Source organism: Halopseudomonas oceani, from assembly GCF_002903165.1.
In the GTDB taxonomy this organism is placed as follows: Bacteria; Pseudomonadota; Gammaproteobacteria; order Pseudomonadales; family Pseudomonadaceae; genus Halopseudomonas; species Halopseudomonas oceani.
The window spans coordinates 121,985-139,701 of record NZ_PPSK01000008.1; the positions used below are offsets into that span (position 1 = coordinate 121,985).

Sequence of the window (17,717 nt, forward strand, 5' to 3'; positions counted from 1 at the left end):
TCGGCGGCGGGACACCTCAATCAGGCAGCTACGATCGGGATCAGGCGCGGGCGGGTCGGATTGGACGGCAGCGGGGGCAAGCCGTGAGCGGCTCTGGCGCGCTGACAGTCCGGGCTGTCCAGCCCGTTTTCACCGTGAAATGGGAAGTCACGGCAAGGACTCGGGCGCTTCTCGTAGATACTGCAGCGAACGCCCTCACCGACCGTTCCCATCAGACCCACACAACGCGGCTGGGGCTGATTGGTGCCCTGCATGCAGGCACGGTACGGTGTTATCTGTTCAGTAAGCTGGGTGGGTACGTCACCCCCTGGGGCACTGTCAGTTTCTCCCCAGTAAAAAGACACCCTGAATGTGGCGCAACAGGCACCGCAGTTCAGACAGGGCGAATGGTCGCTCATTTCATCGCAATCCTCATGCTGCTCCGGAGCGCGTTTTTTACTCCGCGCCGCGTCGCCGCACAAGAGCCCGGAGACAGCGCCCCGAACTTTATTTTGTAACCACCATCACGACGCTGGATGGCAGACCATTTGGCCGCCGCAGCGCTTTCTGCTTCGCCGCCGGACAGGCTACTATCGACGGCTCACGAACAAGACGGATAGATCCATGGCAAACAGCAACTGCATCGCCGGCGTTGACCTAGAACGGCTCTCGCGCATCGGCACTCACCTGCAATCGGCCTATATTGACGCAGGCAAGCTGCCCGGCGCTCTGACTCTGGTGGCGCGCCGTGGCCAGGTTGTCTATTGCGAAGCACAAGGGCTGAGAGACGTAGAGCGCGGCCTGCCGGTCGAGCGCGATACGCTGTTCCGCATCTACTCGATGACCAAGCCGGTCACCTCTGTTGCCCTGATGCAGCTGTACGAACAAGGTCGCTTTCTGCTGGATGACCCGGTCCACAAGTACATCCCCAGCTGGAGCAACCTGCGCGTCTACAAGACCGGCAGCCATCCGCACATTCTGACCACGCCCTGCGAGCGCCCCATGACCATCCGTGACCTGCTGACCCACCAGTCCGGTCTGACCTATGGCTTCATGAATCGCACCAACGTCGACGCCGCCTACCGGGCGCTCAAACTCGATGGCGGCCCCGGCCTGACCCTCGACCGTCTGATCGACGAACTGTCACGACTGCCGCTTGAGTTCTCGCCCGGCACCGCCTGGAACTACTCGGTGGCGACAGACGTCTGCGGTTATCTGGTGCAAGTACTGTCGGGCTTGAGCCTGGACGACTACTTCAAGCGCCATATCTTCGATCCTCTGGAGATGACCGACACCTTCTTCACCGTCCCGGCCGACCGCATCCCGCGCTTCGCCGCCTGTTATCAGTTCCAGCCCGGTGGCAGCTTCAGTCTGCAGGACGATCCGCAGGACTCCAGTTTCACCAAAGCCCACGGCTTTCTCTCCGGCGGCGGCGGTCTGGTCTCGACCATCGACGACTACTACCGCTTTGCCCAGGCACTGGCCAACGGTGGTGAACTGAACGGCGCCCGCATCATCGGCCGCAAGACGCTCGAGTTCATGCGCATGAACCACCTGCCCGGCAACCAGGACCTGCCTGGGGTATCCGTCGGCTCCTTCAGCGAAACACCCTACGACGGCAGCGGCTTCGGCCTCGGCTTCTCGGTCAAGATCGACGTCGCCAAGTCGCAGACCAACGGCTCCATCGGCGAATACGGCTGGGGCGGCATGGCCAGCACCAACTTCTTCGTCGACCCGGTTGAGGATCTGTTGATGGTGTTTATGACCCAGCTGATTCCGTCGTCGAGTTATCCGGTAAGGCAGGAGTTGCGGGCGATCATCAATGGCGCGTTGGTGGATTGAGGTTTGCAGGCTGCTTTGCCGTATGGCACCGGCGCCGCTGGATAGTCTCAACCCATTGCAGTTCGTCGTTAAGGCCGATTGCCAAGCCGGCAGGTGATTCGTTTTCGCCTTTACGGCGAGTCAGGGGAAATACTTGCCCATTTTCCCTAACGACCCCTATGGCACCCCGGCTGCGCGGCCCTTCGGGTTCGCTGCGTTGCTCGGGGGGATTGCTAAGGGGGGCCGGGCAAGCGGTCCCCCTTGGCTCGCCGGCAAAGGCGAAATAGTGACGTCCAGAGCGCACATTAAAGAGCCCAACACACCGTATCCAATCCGTCACCCAATCGTCACACTCCCCTGCCACCATCGGGCTATCCCACGCCCGAGTGCATCATGAGCGACGCGCAACACCTGATCCAACGTCACCTCCCAGAGCACACCCAGCTCGAAGCCTTGTTGCATCAGGCGGCACGTCATCTGCGCGTTACCACCCCACTCAAGGTGCCTGTCAACGGTCTGGATATCCCAATCCGGGTGATTGAACTCGGCAGCCGCTCACCGCAGGCGCCGGTTATCGGCTTTTTTGGGGGCGTACACGGCGTTGAACGGATCGGCACGCAGGTGCTCATTTCCTGGCTACACAGTCTGGTCAACCGGCTGGACTGGGACGATCAGCTGCGCGAGCAGCTTGAGCGCGTGCGGCTGCTGTTCATGCCGATGATCAACCCCGGCGGGATCTGGCATCACCGGCGCAGCAACCTCAATGGGGTGGATTTGATGCGTAACGCGCCAGTGGATGCGATGGGGCCGGTACCCTGGCTGGTAAGCGGGCATCGCATCAGCCGGCGTCTGCCGTGGTATCGCGGCAAGCTGGGCGCCCCGATGGAAGCCGAGTCGGCGGCGGTGGTCAGCGTCGTGCAGCAACGGCTGCTGTCAGCCCCCTTCGCAATGAGTGTCGACTGCCACAGCGGCTTCGGTCGCCGCGACCGGCTCTGGTGCAGTTACGCACGCAGCCACAAGCCGATTGAGAATATCGCCGAGGTGCTCAGCCTCAAGCAGCTGTTCGAGCAGACCTATCCGCACCACCACCCGTATATCATCGAGCCGCAGTCGATCAACTACACCACCCACGGCGACCTCTGGGACTACCTCTACGACCACGGTCTGGAACACCACCCGCAAAACCTGTTCCTGCCCTTTACCCTGGAAATGGGCTCCTGGCTGTGGGTGCGCAAGAATCCGCGACAGATGTTCGACTACTTCGGCTATTTCAACCCGGTCATCAGCCATCGCAAGCGCCGGGTCCTGCGCCAGCATCTGCCACTATTCGAGTTTCTTACCAACGCCACCCGCTGCTGGCAAAACTGGATTCCAGCTGCTCGGAACCGCGATCTGCTCACCCGGCAGGCAATCGACCTGTGGTTTGTCGACAAGCCTTAACCATCCCGTCGTCAGCCTGTCACACCACACTGCCACCCTTCTGCCCCAGCCCAAACATCATCAGGAGCAGGAAATGAGCGGACTCAACCGGCGTGATTTTCTTCGTGCATCAGCGCTCGCTGTCGGCACCATCGTGGTATCCAGCGGCCTTCAAGGCTGCCTTTCCAGCAGTTCTTCAGACGACGCTGCTCGCGAGCTGAGCTTCAATCACGGCGTAGCCAGCGGGGACCCGCTCGCTGACCGCGTCATCATCTGGACCCGTGTGACTCCGCTCGATGGCCGCAGCGCCGACATCAGTGTCGGCTGGGAAATAGCGACTGACGCGGCATTCACCGACCTGGTTCACAGCGGCACAGCAACCACCGGCGCTGCGCGGGATTACACCCTGAAGGTCGATGCGCAGAACCTGTTGCCAGGTACCACCTACTACTACCGGTTTAAGGCCGCAGAGGTAATCTCACCGGTCGGCCGAATGAAAACCCTGCCGGCAGGCAGCATCGATCAGGTGCGCTTCGCGGTGATGTCCTGTTCCAACTACCCGGCGGGTTACTTTCACGTCTACGCAGCCGCTGCGGCGGAAGCGGATGTCGACGCGGTCATTCACCTGGGTGACTACATCTACGAATACGGCAATGGTGGATACGCCACCCAAGACGCGGCAGCGCTTGGCCGCCTGTTGCCCGAAAACAATGCCGGCGAGCTTCTTTCGCTGACCGACTACCGCCGCCGCTATGCGCTGTATCGCACCGACACCGACCTGCAGTCGCTGCACGCAGCCGCGCCCTTTATCGCTGTGTGGGATGACCACGAGGTTGCCAACGATACCTGGCGTAATGGTGCAGAAAACCACAACGACGGCGAAGGTGACTTTACCGCCCGCAAACTGGCAGCGCTGCAGGCTTATTTTGAATGGATGCCAGTGCGCCCTGCTTCGGCCGACGACGAAGAAACCATCTATCGCCGCTTCGACTTCGGTGATCTGGTCAGCCTACATATGCTTGATACCCGCATCATTGGCCGCGACCAGCAACTGGACTATGCCAACTACATAGGCGCCGGTGGCTTTGACGCAACGGCTTTTGCTGCCGACGTCAGCGACAGCAACCGCACCCTGCTCGGCCAGACGCAGCTGGACTGGCTACAGACCCAGCTCGCGACCTCGACTGCCATTTGGCAAGTGCTGGGCCAACAGATCCTGATGGGCCGTATGCTGCTGCCAGCGGAGATGCTGACAGCACTGCAGAACCCCGGCTCAGGTGATCTGACTACCCTGCTGACCGAGCTGGTCACCATCAAACTGCGCCAGCAAGGCGGCGACCCGACACTGACAGCAGCGGAAATCGCGCGTATTGAAACCGTGATTCCCTACAACCTCGATGCCTGGGATGGTTACGCTTACGAACGCGAAGTGCTGCTGGGCACCGCTCGGGGTCTGAATCAGAATCTGGTTGTACTGGCTGGCGACACCCACAACGCCTGGGCTAACAACCTGGCCACCCTCAGCGGTGATGCGGTCGGCGTGGAATTTGCGACCGCGTCAGTCAGCTCACCGGGCCTGGAAGAGTATCTGGGGCTGAGCGATGCCGAGGTGCCAGCTGCCGAGCAGGCCATTATCACGCTGGTCGACGGCCTGGACTATCTGAATGCCAATCAGCGCGGCTATTTGATGGTGACCTTCACCGCCAATGATGCGGTTGCTGACTGGCGCTTCGTTGATACCATCAAGGCACCTACCTGGAGTCTGGATACTACGCGCGCCAAAAGTCTGCGTACGCTGCCCGGCGCGGCCAACAGGGTGCTGGTGCCGGTCATCAGCTAGCGGCTGTGCGAGCCTGACCGTTTGCCCGAGCTGCGGCTGCTCGGGCAAACGGCCCTAGATATCGACCTTGCCACGCAGTTGCTTGGTCTGCCCCCGCTTGACCTTACCGTCTACCCGTTTGACCTGCGAACTGCGGGTCGGGCGGGTCGGGCGGCGCTTCTTCTGTACCACTCCCGCAGCCAGAATCATCTCACGCAGCCGGTTGATGGCATCCTCGCGGTTCATTTCCTGGGTACGGAACTGCTGCGCCTTGATGATAATCACGCCATCACTGGTGATGCGTGAATCGCGCAGCGCCAGCAGACGTTCCTTGTAGAACAGCGGCAGGCTGGAGGTGTTGATATCAAAGCGCAGGTGGATCGCGCTGGAAACCTTGTTGACGTTCTGGCCACCCGCGCCTTGCGCGCGCACGGCCGTCATTTCGACTTCCCAGTCGCCGAGCTGAACCTGATTGGAGATAAAAATCATGGCGGCACCGTTGGTGTATAAGCTGAAACGCCGGCGCTCCCGCGCAGACGTCAACCCGCGCAGCATACGCCGATGCCGCGCGTCAGGCAAAAGCCGGATCAGCCCTGGGCTTGCCGCAGGAAGTTGATAATCCAGTCAAACATCAAGTCGCTGTCGAGGTCTGCATGCAATGAAACTTTGCCAGCGCGCACTCTGGCAGGAGGAATAGTCAGGCTGCGCATATCCATCAGCGCTTCGGAGTAGCCCTTCTCGAACTCGGGGTGCCCCTGCACACTGAGGAAGTGGCTGCCGTACTGCAGCAGATAGTTCGGGCAAAAATCGCTGCTGGCGACTACCTGCGCCTGCGGCGGCAGCTCGACCACCTGATCCTGATGACTGACAATCAGGTCCAGCTTATCCTGAACCGGCTGCATCCAAGGCTTGGGCTCAAGAATCTGGTTGAACGACACGCCTACACCCCAGCCACGGTCGGATTTTTCAACCTGCCCGCCCATGGCTGTCGCCATGACCTGATGACCAAAGCAAACACCAATCAGCGGCTTGCGCAGATCCCACAGCTGAGTAATGAAGCGCTCAAGCTCGCGGATCCACTCCTGCTCCTCGTAGACACCGTGCTTACTGCCGGTAATCAGGTACACATCGCACTCATGAGGATCGCCGGGCAACTCGCTCTTATGCGCAGGATAGATACGGTAGTCCATCTGCGGCAGACGCTTGCGCAACGCCAGTTCGAACATCTCCGGATAGTTACCGTGCGCGGGCAGCAGGCTCTCGTTCACGTCATCACACTGCAACAGACCTACTTTCATGCGTGTTCCTTTCCTCAAAACGGCGCCGTTACGCCAGCAACTTGATATTGGCGTCCTGCCTGGTGTTCATCCTCACAGCCCGGCACCCCCTTGCGGATGCAGGCGGAAAAGTCGTCGTCCGGCGCCACTGCCCTCGCCCGCTCGGTTATCCGGCCACGGCGCCGAAGCTCCGCCAACGAATAGCCCGGCTGCAGCCCCTCCTCGCGATACACATAGGCATCCAGGTAGCCACTGAGCAGCAAACGAATATCCGAGCGCAAATCAGGCCGAATACGCTGCATCAGACGGAACACCACGTTGGTGCAGTTGGCGTGTAGCGTGTGATAGAAGCGCGGCGACACCGCCAGCCGGTTGGCGACCTCAACGTAGCCCAGCAGCAGCGCCCGGCCTGCGGCTGGCGTCAATCGGGTGCGATAAAGATACATGTCCTCATCCCGGTAGTTGGTGCGCACCTTGATGATGTCCTGCTCTTCACTGGCCACGATATTGAGTTCGAAATGCTTGAAGAACCCGGCAATCGCCGAATAGTCTCCGCCACGGGCGCGGCGAATCTCAACCGACCAGGTCGAATACCGACCATCGGCAAAACCGAAGGAAACCAGCATATGGGCAATTGAGCGATGGCCCCAGAACGACAGCAGCATATCTACCGATTGCAGCGTCGAAAGCGCGTACTCGCGGCTCTGCCAGCGGATGTCGTAATCCTCGGCACTACGCCAGTTAAAACAGCGCACCCGCTGCAGCCGCAGGGTATCGCCGTCCACTGTCCCCGTGGTGGTGTAGGCCATGTCATCAGCCCAGTCGCAGTCGCCCCGAGGCAGGACGCCACGCCACCAGAGCAGCACAGGCCCAAAGGCGGCGAGGAAGCACAGGAAAGCATCGAGCGACTCACCACGGGAGTTCAGACTAAGCACCACGGTCATAACCAGCAGCCAGCAACTCAGCGGCAGATAACGCAACCACAGACGACGCGGACGATGGAACCACAGCGCCGGGATCGCCCAAAGCGACACCAGCACTACCATCAAAGCCTGCACAGTCTCCAGCATGACGCCTCCCCAACGGATCGCCGTTGAATACAGCGCCCTACAGGCTCGCAGTCTACACCCTTGGCGCATCGCTGCCATCCGTCACAATAGCTATACTCAGCCATGGAGAAAGGAGAAAACAGCATGAGCAGATGTATCCTTGCATTGATGTTGCTGTTAACTGCCAGCGCCACCAGCGCAGACGAAGCAGACGACTCCGACCTGGCGCCCTGGGCCATCGACACTATTACCCCTATTCACGACCGCGTTACCCGTTGGGTCGACAACACCGCCCGCAATATCGACGGCTTTTTCGGCACCATCGACAGCCACACCATCGATAATGAATCTTACCTTCGTCTGAGCACCGATGTTGACTGGCGCGAGTCCGATGGGCTGGAGATTGATCAGGGCATCCGCTTCAAACTGGATGTCCCCACCACTGAGGAACGTCTGCGGCTGATTATTGAGAGCGACCCTGAAGAAAGCCGTGGCACCCTGGAAGAACAAGGTGCCGAACGGCTGCGCAATGACACCAATGATCTGGGTAGCACAGTGGCAGGGCTGAGCCGAATCGGCAGCCGCGACAAGCGCGAGGGCTGGCAGACCCGGCTCGGTGCCGGCGTAAAACTGCACTGGCCGGTCAATCCGTACCTGCGCTACAGCGCCGAGCGGCTCTGGCAGCTGGGCGACAGTCCGTGGCAACTATCCAGCTACAACCGCGCCTCCTGGTTCGAACATGACGGTTATTCTGCGCGCTCCCGTTGGGACGTCGGTCGGCCACTGGACAGTACACGCCACCTGCGCTTTGTCAGCCAACTGCAATGGCAGGAGGATTACGACAAGCTGGAATTTTCGCAGAGCGCGCAACTCAACAAGGTACTGGGCAAACGAAGTGCTATTCGCTACGCCGCAGTCATGGTCGGCGGTAGCGCGTCCAGTCCCAGGGTCAATGACTACTACCTGCAGGCCAACTATCGCCGCGACATCCATCGCCAGTACCTGTTCTGGGACCTAGTCCCCGAGCTGCATTTCCCACGCGAGGCGGACTTCAAGCCACGCTGGGCCCTTAGCCTGCGGCTGGAAATGTTATTCAGAGCCGAACTGACGCGAGATTGAGCAACACAATCGGGGGCATTGCCTATACTGCCTAGAAGTCAGGATCTCTGTTCCCACGTGCACCATGGATGATCACACAATGCAAACCCGCTCGGCACAGAGTAGAGACACGCTGCGGTACTTCTTGCTCATCTGGTTACCGCTGACACTGCTGGCCGTCGTCGTAACGGTTGGCCTGCTCTATAACCAGCGGCAGAGCCTTCGAGACAGCGCGGCTATTGAGCAGCAAGCGCAGGTAATCTCCGCCCGGACGCTGCTCAGTGACCGACTGGAAAGCATCCAGGCTGACATTCTCTACCTTGCAGGACAGCTCGCTCTGCTTGAGTCCGATGCGCAGTCAGCAGCCACCTTTGATACCTTTCAGCGCTTCCATCCTCAGTACTATCAAATTCGCCTGCTCGATGAGTACGGCTACGAACAGGTTCGCGTCGAACTGGTCGGCAGCCAGCCTCAGGTACTGCCGCCGGCAAAACTGCAGGACAAAAGCCACCGTTACTATGTTCAGTTAGGGCTGCAACAGCCCGTCGGCAGCGTCTATCTGTCGCCATTCGACCTGAATGTAGAACACGGAGAGGTCGAGCGCCCTTTTCAACCAACCATCCGCGTCGCGACTCCGATTGCCGGCGCAGACGGCCGAACTCGTGGTCTGCTGGTGATCAACTACCGGGGTCAGTATCTGCTCGATGCTCTTGCCGCAATGGATAAACCCAATGGTGCGGCCCTATGGCTGGTCAATGCCAATGGCTACTGGTTGAAAGCCGATAGCCCTGAACAAACGTGGGGCTTCATGCTACCGGAGCGCAGCAACGCCAATCTGTCACAGCAACACGTATCGCTGTGGAGTCAGATGATTCGGGAAGACAATGACGGCAGCGCCACAACGAACAATGCCGTCTATCGGTTCGCCAGCGTCGACTTCGATCCACGCAACGACATTCCCCTCAGCCAATCACTGGGGCGCCTGTATCTGGTCTCCCAGCTGACCTACGACCAGCTCTATGGCAGCAATCAGCCTGCCAGACGAACGCTCTGGCAGGCTGCGGGATTGGTCATTCTCCTGTTTGCCCTGCTTTCACTCATGCTTGCCCGCTCCATTGCCCAGCGCCGCGCCAGCGAGTCCAGCCTGGCCAGCAGCGAATCCAAGTTCCGGGCAATGATCGAAGCGGCGCCGGACGCCATCCTCATGACCGACACCGAGGGCACTATCACGCTGATGAACGAGCAGGCGATGGTGATGTTCGATTACAGCCAGCAGGAGTTGATCGGCCAGAAAGTGGAGGTACTCATTCCAACCGAAGTAGCAGACCGCCACGTCCACCACCGTCAAGGCTATGTGCAGGACGCTAAAGCGCGACCGATGGGCATGGGGCTAAGCCTCAGCGCCCAGCGTAAGGACGGCAGTAGACTACCGGTCGAGATCAGCCTGAGCCCGATCCAGACCCCAAACGGCCCGCTGGTCTTCTGCGCCATTCGAGACGCGACCGAGCGCCGTGCGACCGAGCGCAAGATTCGTCAACTCAACGACGGACTGGCCCGACAAAACACGGAACTGCAGGCAGTCAATGGAGAGCTTGAAGCATTCAGCTATTCGGTTTCCCACGACCTCAGAGCCCCACTTCGGGCCATCGACGGTTTCAGCAAGATTTTGCAAACCAGCCTCGAAGGCAAACTCGACGATCAGGAAGCCGATTACTTCAGCCGGATCCGCAAGGCCGCTCAGAACATGAGCACGCTGATTGACGATTTGCTCATGCTTGCCCGTGTGACTCGCGCGGACGTCAAACTGGCCAGTGTCAACCTGAGCCGCGTTGCGACCGGCGCAATCGAGCGCCTCCGTGAGAGTCAACCAGAGCGCGAGATTGAAGTACACATCGAACCCGGCATCAAAGTGCTCGCAGACCCCGCACTCCTTGGCGTTGCAATGGAGAACCTGCTGGGGAACGCTTTCAAGTTCACTGGTAGCACCGAACATCCCCGGATTGAGGTTGGGCGGGTCGGGAGTGAAGACGGCGACGTCGTCTTCGTGCGTGATAATGGAGTCGGCTTTGACATGAGCTATGCTGACAAACTGTTCATTCCTTTTCAGCGACTACACAGCGCACGGGATTTTCCCGGCACAGGTATTGGCCTGGCATCGATCTCACGCGTCATGAATAAGCTGGGCGGCCGGGTCTGGGCTGAATCCAGCGTCGGACAGGGGGCCACCTTTTACCTGCAGTTCAAAACTCTTGAGAGCGAGCAATGATGGAAAGCCCGATACTGCTGGTCGAAGACAATCCTGACGACATCGCCCTGATGCTGCACGCACTCAAGAGCAACCGCATCAATACCCCGGTGATGATCGCTGAAGACGGAGAACAAGCACTGCAGCAGCTTTACGGAGAGCAACACAACAAACATCGACAGATACCGGCGCTGATACTGCTCGACCTTAACCTGCCCAAACTCAATGGACTTGAAGTTCTGCGCCAGTTGCGCGCCAACGACAGCACACGACTGGTTCCCGTGGTTGTATTGACCTCATCTCTGGAACAAAGTGACCGCTTGCAGGCATACCAGTCCGGCGCCAATAGCTACATACGCAAACCGGTAGACTTTGATGAATTCGTCACGGTCGCACAACAGCTGGGCCACTACTGGCTCGGTTTGAACCAACCAGCGATCGACACCTGACTGGAGCACCATTATGGCCAGGGACGCATCTGGTAACAGCTGGAAGGTCCTCATGCTTGAGGACAACGAAGATGACGCACTGCTGATCGTCAATCACCTGGAAACCCAGGGTTGTGAGATCAGCTGGGATCGCGTGGAAACGGAGAAGGATCTGCGCCAGCGCATAGCCGACGGCGGTTGGGATGTGGTGCTGTCCGACCACACCATGCCTCTATTTGACGGTGCGAGCGCGCTGCGCGTCGTCCGGGAGCTTGATCCGGATATTCCTTTTGTCTTCGTCTCCGGCACGCTCGGCGAAAAGGCCGCCGTGGCGGCAATCAAGGGCGGGGCGCAGGACTTCATCGTCAAGCATGACCTCTCCCGGCTGACGCCAGCCGTTGAACGGGCAATCGCCGATCAGGCGCTGCAGAAGCGGCATCGACTGGCACAGGAGGTGCTGCGCAAGCTGTCCCAGGCGGTTGAGCAGGCCGCAGACAGCATTTTCATCACCAATCGCGAGGGTGAGTTTGAGTACGTTAACCCGGCCTTCGAGCAGCTAACTGGCTATGGGCCAGCCAGTACCCACGGGCAAACCCCTGCCCTGCTCAAATCACAGGACCAGGACCCATCCACCTACGCCGAACTCTGGCAAACCGTGCTGAGCAAGCAGGTCTATCGCGGCACCCTGATCAATCGCAAGCAGAGTGGCGAGACGTTCTTCGAGGAAAAAGTCATTACCCCGCTGGTCAACCAGGATGGTCAGATTACCCACTTTGTATCCACCGGCCGAGATATCACCGACCGTGTCCAGGCGGACGAAGACCGTACCCGCTTGAACGCGATTCTTGAAGCTACCACCGATGTAGTTGCCATTGCAGACGCCAAAGGCAAGGTAATCTACCTTAACAAGGCAGGCCACACCCTGCTCGCTACCGCCCTCAACCTGACTGACGACGAGCCCGGAAAGGCAAGAGCGGAAAATGCCCTCAACGCAGCCCAGCAATTGATTCAGGGGGCTCTTGCTCAGGCAGAAAAGCACGGCGTCTGGGAGCGTGAGTCGATGCTGGAGAATGCCTCAGGACAGCATATTTATCTGCACCAGGTGGTCATGGCGCACCGCGATCAGAGCGGACGTATCGCCTATTACTCAACCATTGCCCGCAACATCAGCGAACGCAAGCAGTTCGAGGCCCAACTTCAGCACCAGGCGACCCACGACCTGCTGACCGGACTGGCCAACCGAGTATTACTGGCCGAGCAATTGCAGACCGAGATGAACCGCGCGCGGCAGCTTAAACACCTGACAGCGGTCATCTTTCTCGACATGGATAATTTCAAGCGCGTCAACGACGGCCTGGGCCACAGTATCGGTGACCAATTGCTGCAGCAAATCAGCGTGCGCCTCGGTCGACATATTCGACCCAACGATATTCTCGCCCGCTACGGTGGCGACGAATTTGTGATTGTTGCCAGCGACCTGACAGATGCCGACACCATTCCGGGCATTCTCGACAAGGTCAAACGCGCCTTCGAACAGCCGGTGCGCATCGCCGGCCAGGATATCTTTGTCAGCTTCAGCGCCGGCGTGGCCGTTTACCCGGATGATGGCGATAGCGTCGAAACCCTGCTGCGCAACGCCGACTCGGCCATGTACCAGAGCAAGGCCATCGGTGGGCGCTCGTTCCGTTTCTATGCCCCGGCCATGAATGAGCGCCAGCATCGGCTACTGGCGCTGGAGTCCGAGCTGCACCGTGCATTGGAGCGCAAGGAGTTCGTCCTTCACTACCAGCCCCAGGCGAGCTTGCGCAGCGGTAAAGTCTGCGGCGTTGAAGCGTTGCTGCGCTGGAACCACAGCGAGCGTGGCCTGGTAGCACCGAACGACTTTATCCCGCTGTTGGAAGAAACCGGGTTGATTGATGACGTTGGGCTCTGGGTACTGCGCCAGGCCTGCCAGGACATGCGCATTCTCGCAGCAGAGCACGGTCATGCGCCAAGGGTGGCGGTCAACTTGTCGGCACGCCAGTTCTCTTCCCAGCGGCTTGCCGAGCAGGTGGCAGGCGTGTTGCGCGACACCGGGCTGCCAGCAGAGCAACTTGAGCTGGAAATCACCGAACAGATGCTAATAAGCGACTTGGAATCGTCGCGCGCGACCCTGGAATCGCTGCGGGAACTCGGCGTTACCGTAGCGATTGACGACTTTGGCACGGGTTACTGCTCACTGGCCTACCTGAAGCGTCTGCCATTGCACGTACTGAAGGTGGACCGCACCTTCGTGTCGGGGCTGCCCGACGACGGCAACGATCTTGCCATCGTCGAAGCCATTACCCTGCTGGCCCACAAGCTTGATTTGCAGGTCGTGGCCGAGGGGGTCGAAACCGCCGCGCAGCTGGAAACACTGCGCGCTTTGGGCTGCGACATGGTGCAAGGCTACTACCTGAGTAAACCGGTGCCACTCAGCACGCTCGCAGGAGCTGCCACTCTGACTGTCTAACTACGATTTCGCAGTTCGTGCTCAATCGTCCTCATGCAGCCTGCGGCAGACCTCACCCGCATCCAGTTCGTTAAGCTCTTCACCTTCAAGCGGCCCCTCCCACCGACTGTGGGGCGGCTCAAGCTCGGGTAGCGGCGAATGCGGCAGGTTGTTTTCGCCCGGGTGCTGTTGATCAAATGACATAGCGTGCCTCCTGACTGAATCAGTATGTACCTACTAATTCAGTCAAGCAGACCCACCCTCAGGTTCCAGTCGATTGGATGAGCGGTCAACTGGTTACGCCTGGTCTTACAGCCAGCTCCAGGACAAGCCCGTGTATACCCCGAAACCTTCACCGGGCGTCAAGCGCGCGGCTTCCGAGCCGTTATCGTTGTACCCGGGAGTAACGGTTGCGGCGTAGTGCTCGTCGGTGAGGTTGCGCAGCTCCAGCCAGGCCTGCCAATCCTGCTTAGGCGCGTCATAACCAACAATCGCACCAAAGGTGGTGTACGAGTCGGCATTCCAGGAGTTGGCGTAATCCACCGGCACCTTGGATGCGTACTGGGTATTCAGGCCTACATAAACGCCGACCGGATGCTGATAGCGCAGCTCGCCCTGATAGTAGTGACGCGGCAGCCCCGGCAACGCATTGCTGCCGAAGGCGTCGTCGTCACGGTAGTGGAAATCACTGAAGGTATAGGCCTGACGCAGTGCCACTGTGCCCAATTCCTCCCCCTGCCAGAGGGTACTGGTGAGCCCGGCTTCGATGCCTTGATGCACGGTGGCGCTGGCGTTGGATTCGGCAAAGATATTCGGCTCAATCTCGATGGTCAGCAGCTCGTGATTGACCCGCGAGTAGTACCAGGCCAGATCCCACAAACCGACCGCAGAGTCCCCGCGCGCGCCCAGTTCGAAGGTCGTTGCAGTCTGGTTATCCAGACTGACCGGAGTGCTTTGGCGATTGCTCCAGGGCTGATTGCTGACCGGGAAGCGCGTCGGCGACCCCCAAATCATCGACCACGGGTGCGGCGGCTCAACCGAACGAGACAGATTGCCATACACCTCGGTGCCGGACTCCAGCTGGTAACGCAGGCCCAGCCGCGGCGCGTAGTCCCAGGTGTCTTCGTTGAGTTTCTCATTGGTGTCGGGCCAGGTGACCTCGACCTCACGCTGGGTGTAGATCAGCGCCAGGCCGCTGGTCAGCCACAACCTGGGAGCCAGTTCCAGTTCATTGCTGACGTGCAGTACGTTGTCCGAGCCCTGGTGCGTGTACTCGCGCATCAAAGTGCCGACCGGGTAGACGGTGCCATTGGCGTTGAGCGGCTGATAGGCCGTCTCCTTCGCATCGCTACTCGGCAAATTGGTGGTCGTGCGCCAGCCGACAGTCGTATTGGCGTTCAGGCCAAAAAGCTGGTGCTCACGCTTGTAATTGAGCGTGGCGCTGATATCGCTGTAATCCACCCGGATGCGATATGGGCTTTCCATCAGATCCATCGGGTAATGGTGATAGACCAGCCCCATTTCCAGCGTGCTGACGTCGTCCAGGCGCAGCGTGGTCTTGTTGGCCAGCCAGGTGCTGCCCGGCTGCTCACGTTTGGCATCGCGCGCAATATTGCCTGCATTGGCCTGGGTCGGATCGTCGTCAATCTGCGACTGGGTGAGGCGGCCCGGCGTCTGGTGTTCAGTCTCGCGGTAACGCAGGTAGAAACGGGTCTCCAGATCCGGTGTCAGTTGCAGACCAACATTGGCGACCACACCCTTGCCACTGCCGGCGGCGTGATCCTGCTGACCGTCGTAGTGCAAGTCGGTGATACCGACGTAATAATCCAGATCACCGATGACCTGACCGGACGCAAGGTGCCGTTTGAGGTAGCCATCACTGCCCGCCTCCAGCCGCAGCTGCAGACGCGGCGCGTCGAAACCACTGCGGGTGATGTAGTCGACCGCGCCGCCCAGTGCCAATGCGCCACGGTCAAACCCGTTAGCCCCGCGCAGCACTTCAACACGATTGAGCCACAACGGCTCCAGCAGCTCATAGGGCGTACCGCCCGAGCCGGTCAGCGGCAGGCCATCAAGCAGAATATGGTTACCGGAGGCATGTGCACCCGGCCCACGGTTGATGCCGGAACCACGGATGCTGATCTTCACACCCTCGTTACCCGGCGACTGCGCGTACACACCCGGCTGATAGGCCAGCGCATCGGCCACACCGGCCACTCGCCCCTGCTCGACCTGCTGCATGTCGACCACGTTGGTGCCGCCCGGCACCTCGCTCAAAGCATCACGCGCCCTGGCAACCGCATCAAAGCTCTCACCGGTTACCGTAACGGCGTCCAGTTCAGCAACATCTTGTGCCAACGCACACGCGGGCGAACCCAGCAGACAGGCCAGACACAGCGGCGCCAGACGCGCCGGCGGGGTTAACAGGTTGGACATGCAGCAACTCCAGGAGCAGACAGGAAAAATGCGAACGGCGCATTTTACTGGTTTCCCCTGCGCGAACAACCAAGGCGAATCCCACACCCCCCGCCGGCTCGACAAGGATTAGTGCGCCTACTGACAAGAGTGGTTTTCCGTGTCGCCACATAATCCGGATACAAACCGCACGCCAGAGCGGTCGAAACCTGACATGGGGAACCAACATGAGCGATCACATCTGCACACCGGGCTGTACCCACGGTATCACCGAAGACAACCGCAAGGACGTGCTGGAAGAGTTCGACACCGCACGCCGCTCCTTTCTGCGCAATACGCTGGTTGGCGGCGGAGCCATCGGGCTCGGCGCCATGGGCATTGGCATGACGCCGATGGCACATGCTGCAAGCGGCGTCGCCGGCAGCGACCCGGATGCACCGGGCCCACGTCACTATTACATTCCGGCCACCCCGGACACCGTGCTCTGGGGTTACTTCAGTAAAGTCGCCAAGCCGGTGCTGGAAATCGAATCCGGTGACTACGTCACCATGGAAACCCTTACCCACCACGCTAACGACGACGCTGAACGGATGGTCAAGGGCGATCCGGGTGCCGAAGCGGTGTTCTTCTGGGATAGCAACCGCAAAGGCGTCGACCGTCGTGGCGCAGGTCCGATGGACGCGCCGATTGGTGCCGGTGGCGGCGCGGGCGTGCATATCTGTACCGGCCCGGTGCGCATCAAGGGCGCGCAACCCGGTGATATTCTCGAGGTGCGCATCGCTGACGTGGTGCCACGCCCCAGCGGCAACCCTAATTTCAAGGGAAAAACCTTCGGTAGTAACGCTGCTGCCAACTGGGGCTTCCAGTACGGCGATCTGCTCAGCGAGCCGAAGAAGCGCGAAGTCGTCACCATCTACGAAGTCGATGCCACCGGTGAACGCAACTGGGCGCAGGCGGTGTACAACTTCCGCTGGACGCCGCAGACCGACCCGTTCGGCGTGGTGCATCCGACCATCGACTACCCGGGCATTCCGGTCAATCACGCGACCGTTTCTCACAACGAAAACATCCTGCGCGACATCCGTATTCCGATTCGCCCGCACTTCGGCACCATCGGCGTTGCGCCGGCCGAAGTCGACATGGTCAGCTCTATCCCGCCGAATCACACTGGCGGCAACATCGATAACTGGCGCATCGGCAAGGGCGCGAAGATCTACTTCCCGGTCGCGGTCGAAGGCGCAAACTTCTCGGTCGGCGACCCCCACGCCTCGCAAGGTGACTCCGAGATGTGCGGTACAGCGATCGAGTGCTCGCTGACCGGCACCTTCCAGTTCATCCTGCACAAGAAGGCCGACCTGCCCGGAACCGCACTGGCCGAACTGAACTATCCGCTGCTGGAAACTCAGGACGACTGGGTTCTGCACGGCTTCAGCTACGCCAACTACCTGGCCGAACTGGGTCCCAACGCGCAGAACGATATCTACAGCAAGTCCTCGGTGGATCTGGCCATGCGCGATGCCTTCCACAAGATGCGCCACTTCCTGATGACCACCCAGAATCTGGGCGAAGACGAAGCCATCTCACTGATGTCGGTTGCGGTCGACTTCGGCATTACTCAGGTGGTGGACGGTAACTGGGGCGTGCACGCCGTGCTGAAAAAATCGATGTTCCCCGCTCGTCGGAGCTGAACCTATGGC

Annotated in this window: 14 protein-coding genes; 8 read left to right on the forward strand and 6 right to left on the reverse strand. The window is 60.0% G+C overall.

The window, feature by feature from the left end; genetic code table 11:
• Positions 1-20: 20 nt before the first annotated feature.
• A complete protein-coding gene (locus C1949_RS10325) occupies positions 21-398 on the reverse strand; it encodes a YkgJ family cysteine cluster protein (RefSeq protein WP_088277872.1) in 378 nt (125 codons plus the stop codon).
• A 205-nt stretch (positions 399-603) separates the two neighbouring features.
• Here C1949_RS10325 and C1949_RS10330 point away from each other — a divergent pair, with 205 nt between their 5' ends.
• From C1949_RS10330 to C1949_RS10340, 3 genes are all read left to right on the forward strand, one after another.
• Positions 604-1,821 (forward strand): serine hydrolase domain-containing protein, encoded by a 1,218-nt coding sequence (locus C1949_RS10330; RefSeq protein WP_104738402.1) that lies wholly within the window; start codon positions 604-606, stop codon positions 1,819-1,821.
• A 372-nt stretch (positions 1,822-2,193) separates the two neighbouring features.
• Positions 2,194-3,240, forward strand: coding sequence for a DUF2817 domain-containing protein (locus tag C1949_RS10335; protein ID WP_104738403.1), 1,047 nt, complete (start codon positions 2,194-2,196; stop codon positions 3,238-3,240).
• A gap of 73 nt (positions 3,241-3,313) precedes the next feature.
• On the forward strand, positions 3,314-5,059 hold the full coding sequence (locus tag C1949_RS10340) for an alkaline phosphatase D family protein (protein ID WP_104738404.1): 1,746 nt from the start codon (positions 3,314-3,316) through the stop codon (positions 5,057-5,059).
• A gap of 54 nt (positions 5,060-5,113) precedes the next feature.
• Here the strand turns inward: C1949_RS10340 and arfB are convergent, their stop codons facing one another.
• The 3 genes from arfB to C1949_RS10355 all read right to left on the reverse strand — a co-directional run bounded on the left by arfB (position 5,114) and on the right by C1949_RS10355 (position 7,385).
• On the reverse strand, positions 5,114-5,527 hold the full coding sequence (gene arfB, locus C1949_RS10345; RefSeq protein WP_104738434.1) for an alternative ribosome rescue aminoacyl-tRNA hydrolase ArfB: 414 nt from the start codon (positions 5,525-5,527) through the stop codon (positions 5,114-5,116).
• Between the two features lie 98 nt (positions 5,528-5,625).
• The gene (locus C1949_RS10350; RefSeq protein WP_104738405.1) at positions 5,626-6,336 is read right to left on the reverse strand and encodes a type 1 glutamine amidotransferase; all 711 of its coding nucleotides are present in this window, start codon (positions 6,334-6,336) and stop codon (positions 5,626-5,628) included.
• 14 nt (positions 6,337-6,350) lie between these two features.
• The gene (locus tag C1949_RS10355) at positions 6,351-7,385 is read right to left on the reverse strand and encodes an Lnb N-terminal periplasmic domain-containing protein (protein ID WP_170063052.1); all 1,035 of its coding nucleotides are present in this window, start codon (positions 7,383-7,385) and stop codon (positions 6,351-6,353) included.
• A 123-nt stretch (positions 7,386-7,508) separates the two neighbouring features.
• On the opposite strand from C1949_RS10355, the gene C1949_RS10360 reads away from it, so the two are divergent.
• The 4 genes from C1949_RS10360 (at position 7,509) to C1949_RS10375 (ending at position 13,626) form a co-directional block, all read left to right on the forward strand.
• Positions 7,509-8,483, forward strand: coding sequence for a hypothetical protein (locus tag C1949_RS10360; protein ID WP_104738407.1), 975 nt, complete (start codon positions 7,509-7,511; stop codon positions 8,481-8,483).
• Between the two features lie 79 nt (positions 8,484-8,562).
• Positions 8,563-10,728, forward strand: coding sequence for a sensor histidine kinase (locus C1949_RS10365; RefSeq protein WP_170063053.1), 2,166 nt, complete (start codon positions 8,563-8,565; stop codon positions 10,726-10,728).
• Positions 10,728-11,156, forward strand: a complete 429-nt coding sequence (locus tag C1949_RS10370) for a response regulator (RefSeq protein WP_211287117.1) — start codon at positions 10,728-10,730, stop codon at positions 11,154-11,156. The genes C1949_RS10365 and C1949_RS10370 overlap by 1 nt, the downstream gene beginning before the upstream one ends.
• Positions 11,157-11,169: 13 nt before the next feature.
• The gene (locus C1949_RS10375; protein ID WP_104738410.1) at positions 11,170-13,626 is read left to right on the forward strand and encodes an EAL domain-containing protein; all 2,457 of its coding nucleotides are present in this window, start codon (positions 11,170-11,172) and stop codon (positions 13,624-13,626) included.
• Positions 13,627-13,647: 21 nt separating this feature from the next.
• Here the strand turns inward: C1949_RS10375 and C1949_RS19420 are convergent, their stop codons facing one another.
• Positions 13,648-13,809, reverse strand: a complete 162-nt coding sequence (locus tag C1949_RS19420) for a hypothetical protein (RefSeq protein ID WP_170063054.1) — start codon at positions 13,807-13,809, stop codon at positions 13,648-13,650.
• Between the two features lie 105 nt (positions 13,810-13,914).
• A complete protein-coding gene (locus C1949_RS10380; RefSeq protein WP_104738411.1) occupies positions 13,915-16,041 on the reverse strand; it encodes a TonB-dependent receptor family protein in 2,127 nt (708 codons plus the stop codon).
• Positions 16,042-16,247: 206 nt separating this feature from the next.
• Between C1949_RS10380 and C1949_RS10385 the strand changes: the two genes are divergently transcribed.
• Positions 16,248-17,708, forward strand: a complete 1,461-nt coding sequence (locus C1949_RS10385) for an acetamidase/formamidase family protein (RefSeq protein WP_104738412.1) — start codon at positions 16,248-16,250, stop codon at positions 17,706-17,708.
• The last annotated feature ends 9 nt before the right edge of the window (positions 17,709-17,717 follow it).

What these genes read in the sequence shown, in the direction of transcription:
- C1949_RS10370 (WP_211287117.1), top strand. Translation starts at nt 10,728, where the DNA reads ATGGAAAGCCCGATACTGCTGGTCGAAGACAATCCTGACGACATCGCC.
- C1949_RS10335 (WP_104738403.1), top strand. Translation starts at nt 2,194, where the DNA reads ATGAGCGACGCGCAACACCTGATCCAACGTCACCTCCCAGAGCACACC.
- C1949_RS10340 (WP_104738404.1), top strand. Translation starts at nt 3,314, where the DNA reads ATGAGCGGACTCAACCGGCGTGATTTTCTTCGTGCATCAGCGCTCGCT.
- C1949_RS10385 (WP_104738412.1), top strand. Translation starts at nt 16,248, where the DNA reads ATGAGCGATCACATCTGCACACCGGGCTGTACCCACGGTATCACCGAA.
- C1949_RS10325 (WP_088277872.1), bottom strand. Translation starts at nt 398, where the DNA reads ATGAGCGACCATTCGCCCTGTCTGAACTGCGGTGCCTGTTGCGCCACA.
- C1949_RS10360 (WP_104738407.1), top strand. Translation starts at nt 7,509, where the DNA reads ATGAGCAGATGTATCCTTGCATTGATGTTGCTGTTAACTGCCAGCGCC.
- arfB (WP_104738434.1), bottom strand. Translation starts at nt 5,527, where the DNA reads ATGATTTTTATCTCCAATCAGGTTCAGCTCGGCGACTGGGAAGTCGAA.
- C1949_RS10350 (WP_104738405.1), bottom strand. Translation starts at nt 6,336, where the DNA reads ATGAAAGTAGGTCTGTTGCAGTGTGATGACGTGAACGAGAGCCTGCTG.
- C1949_RS10380 (WP_104738411.1), bottom strand. Translation starts at nt 16,041, where the DNA reads ATGTCCAACCTGTTAACCCCGCCGGCGCGTCTGGCGCCGCTGTGTCTG.
- C1949_RS19420 (WP_170063054.1), bottom strand. Translation starts at nt 13,809, where the DNA reads ATGTCATTTGATCAACAGCACCCGGGCGAAAACAACCTGCCGCATTCG.
- C1949_RS10365 (WP_170063053.1), top strand. Translation starts at nt 8,563, where the DNA reads ATGCAAACCCGCTCGGCACAGAGTAGAGACACGCTGCGGTACTTCTTG.
- C1949_RS10330 (WP_104738402.1), top strand. Translation starts at nt 604, where the DNA reads ATGGCAAACAGCAACTGCATCGCCGGCGTTGACCTAGAACGGCTCTCG.
- C1949_RS10355 (WP_170063052.1), bottom strand. Translation starts at nt 7,385, where the DNA reads ATGCTGGAGACTGTGCAGGCTTTGATGGTAGTGCTGGTGTCGCTTTGG.
- C1949_RS10375 (WP_104738410.1), top strand. Translation starts at nt 11,170, where the DNA reads ATGGCCAGGGACGCATCTGGTAACAGCTGGAAGGTCCTCATGCTTGAG.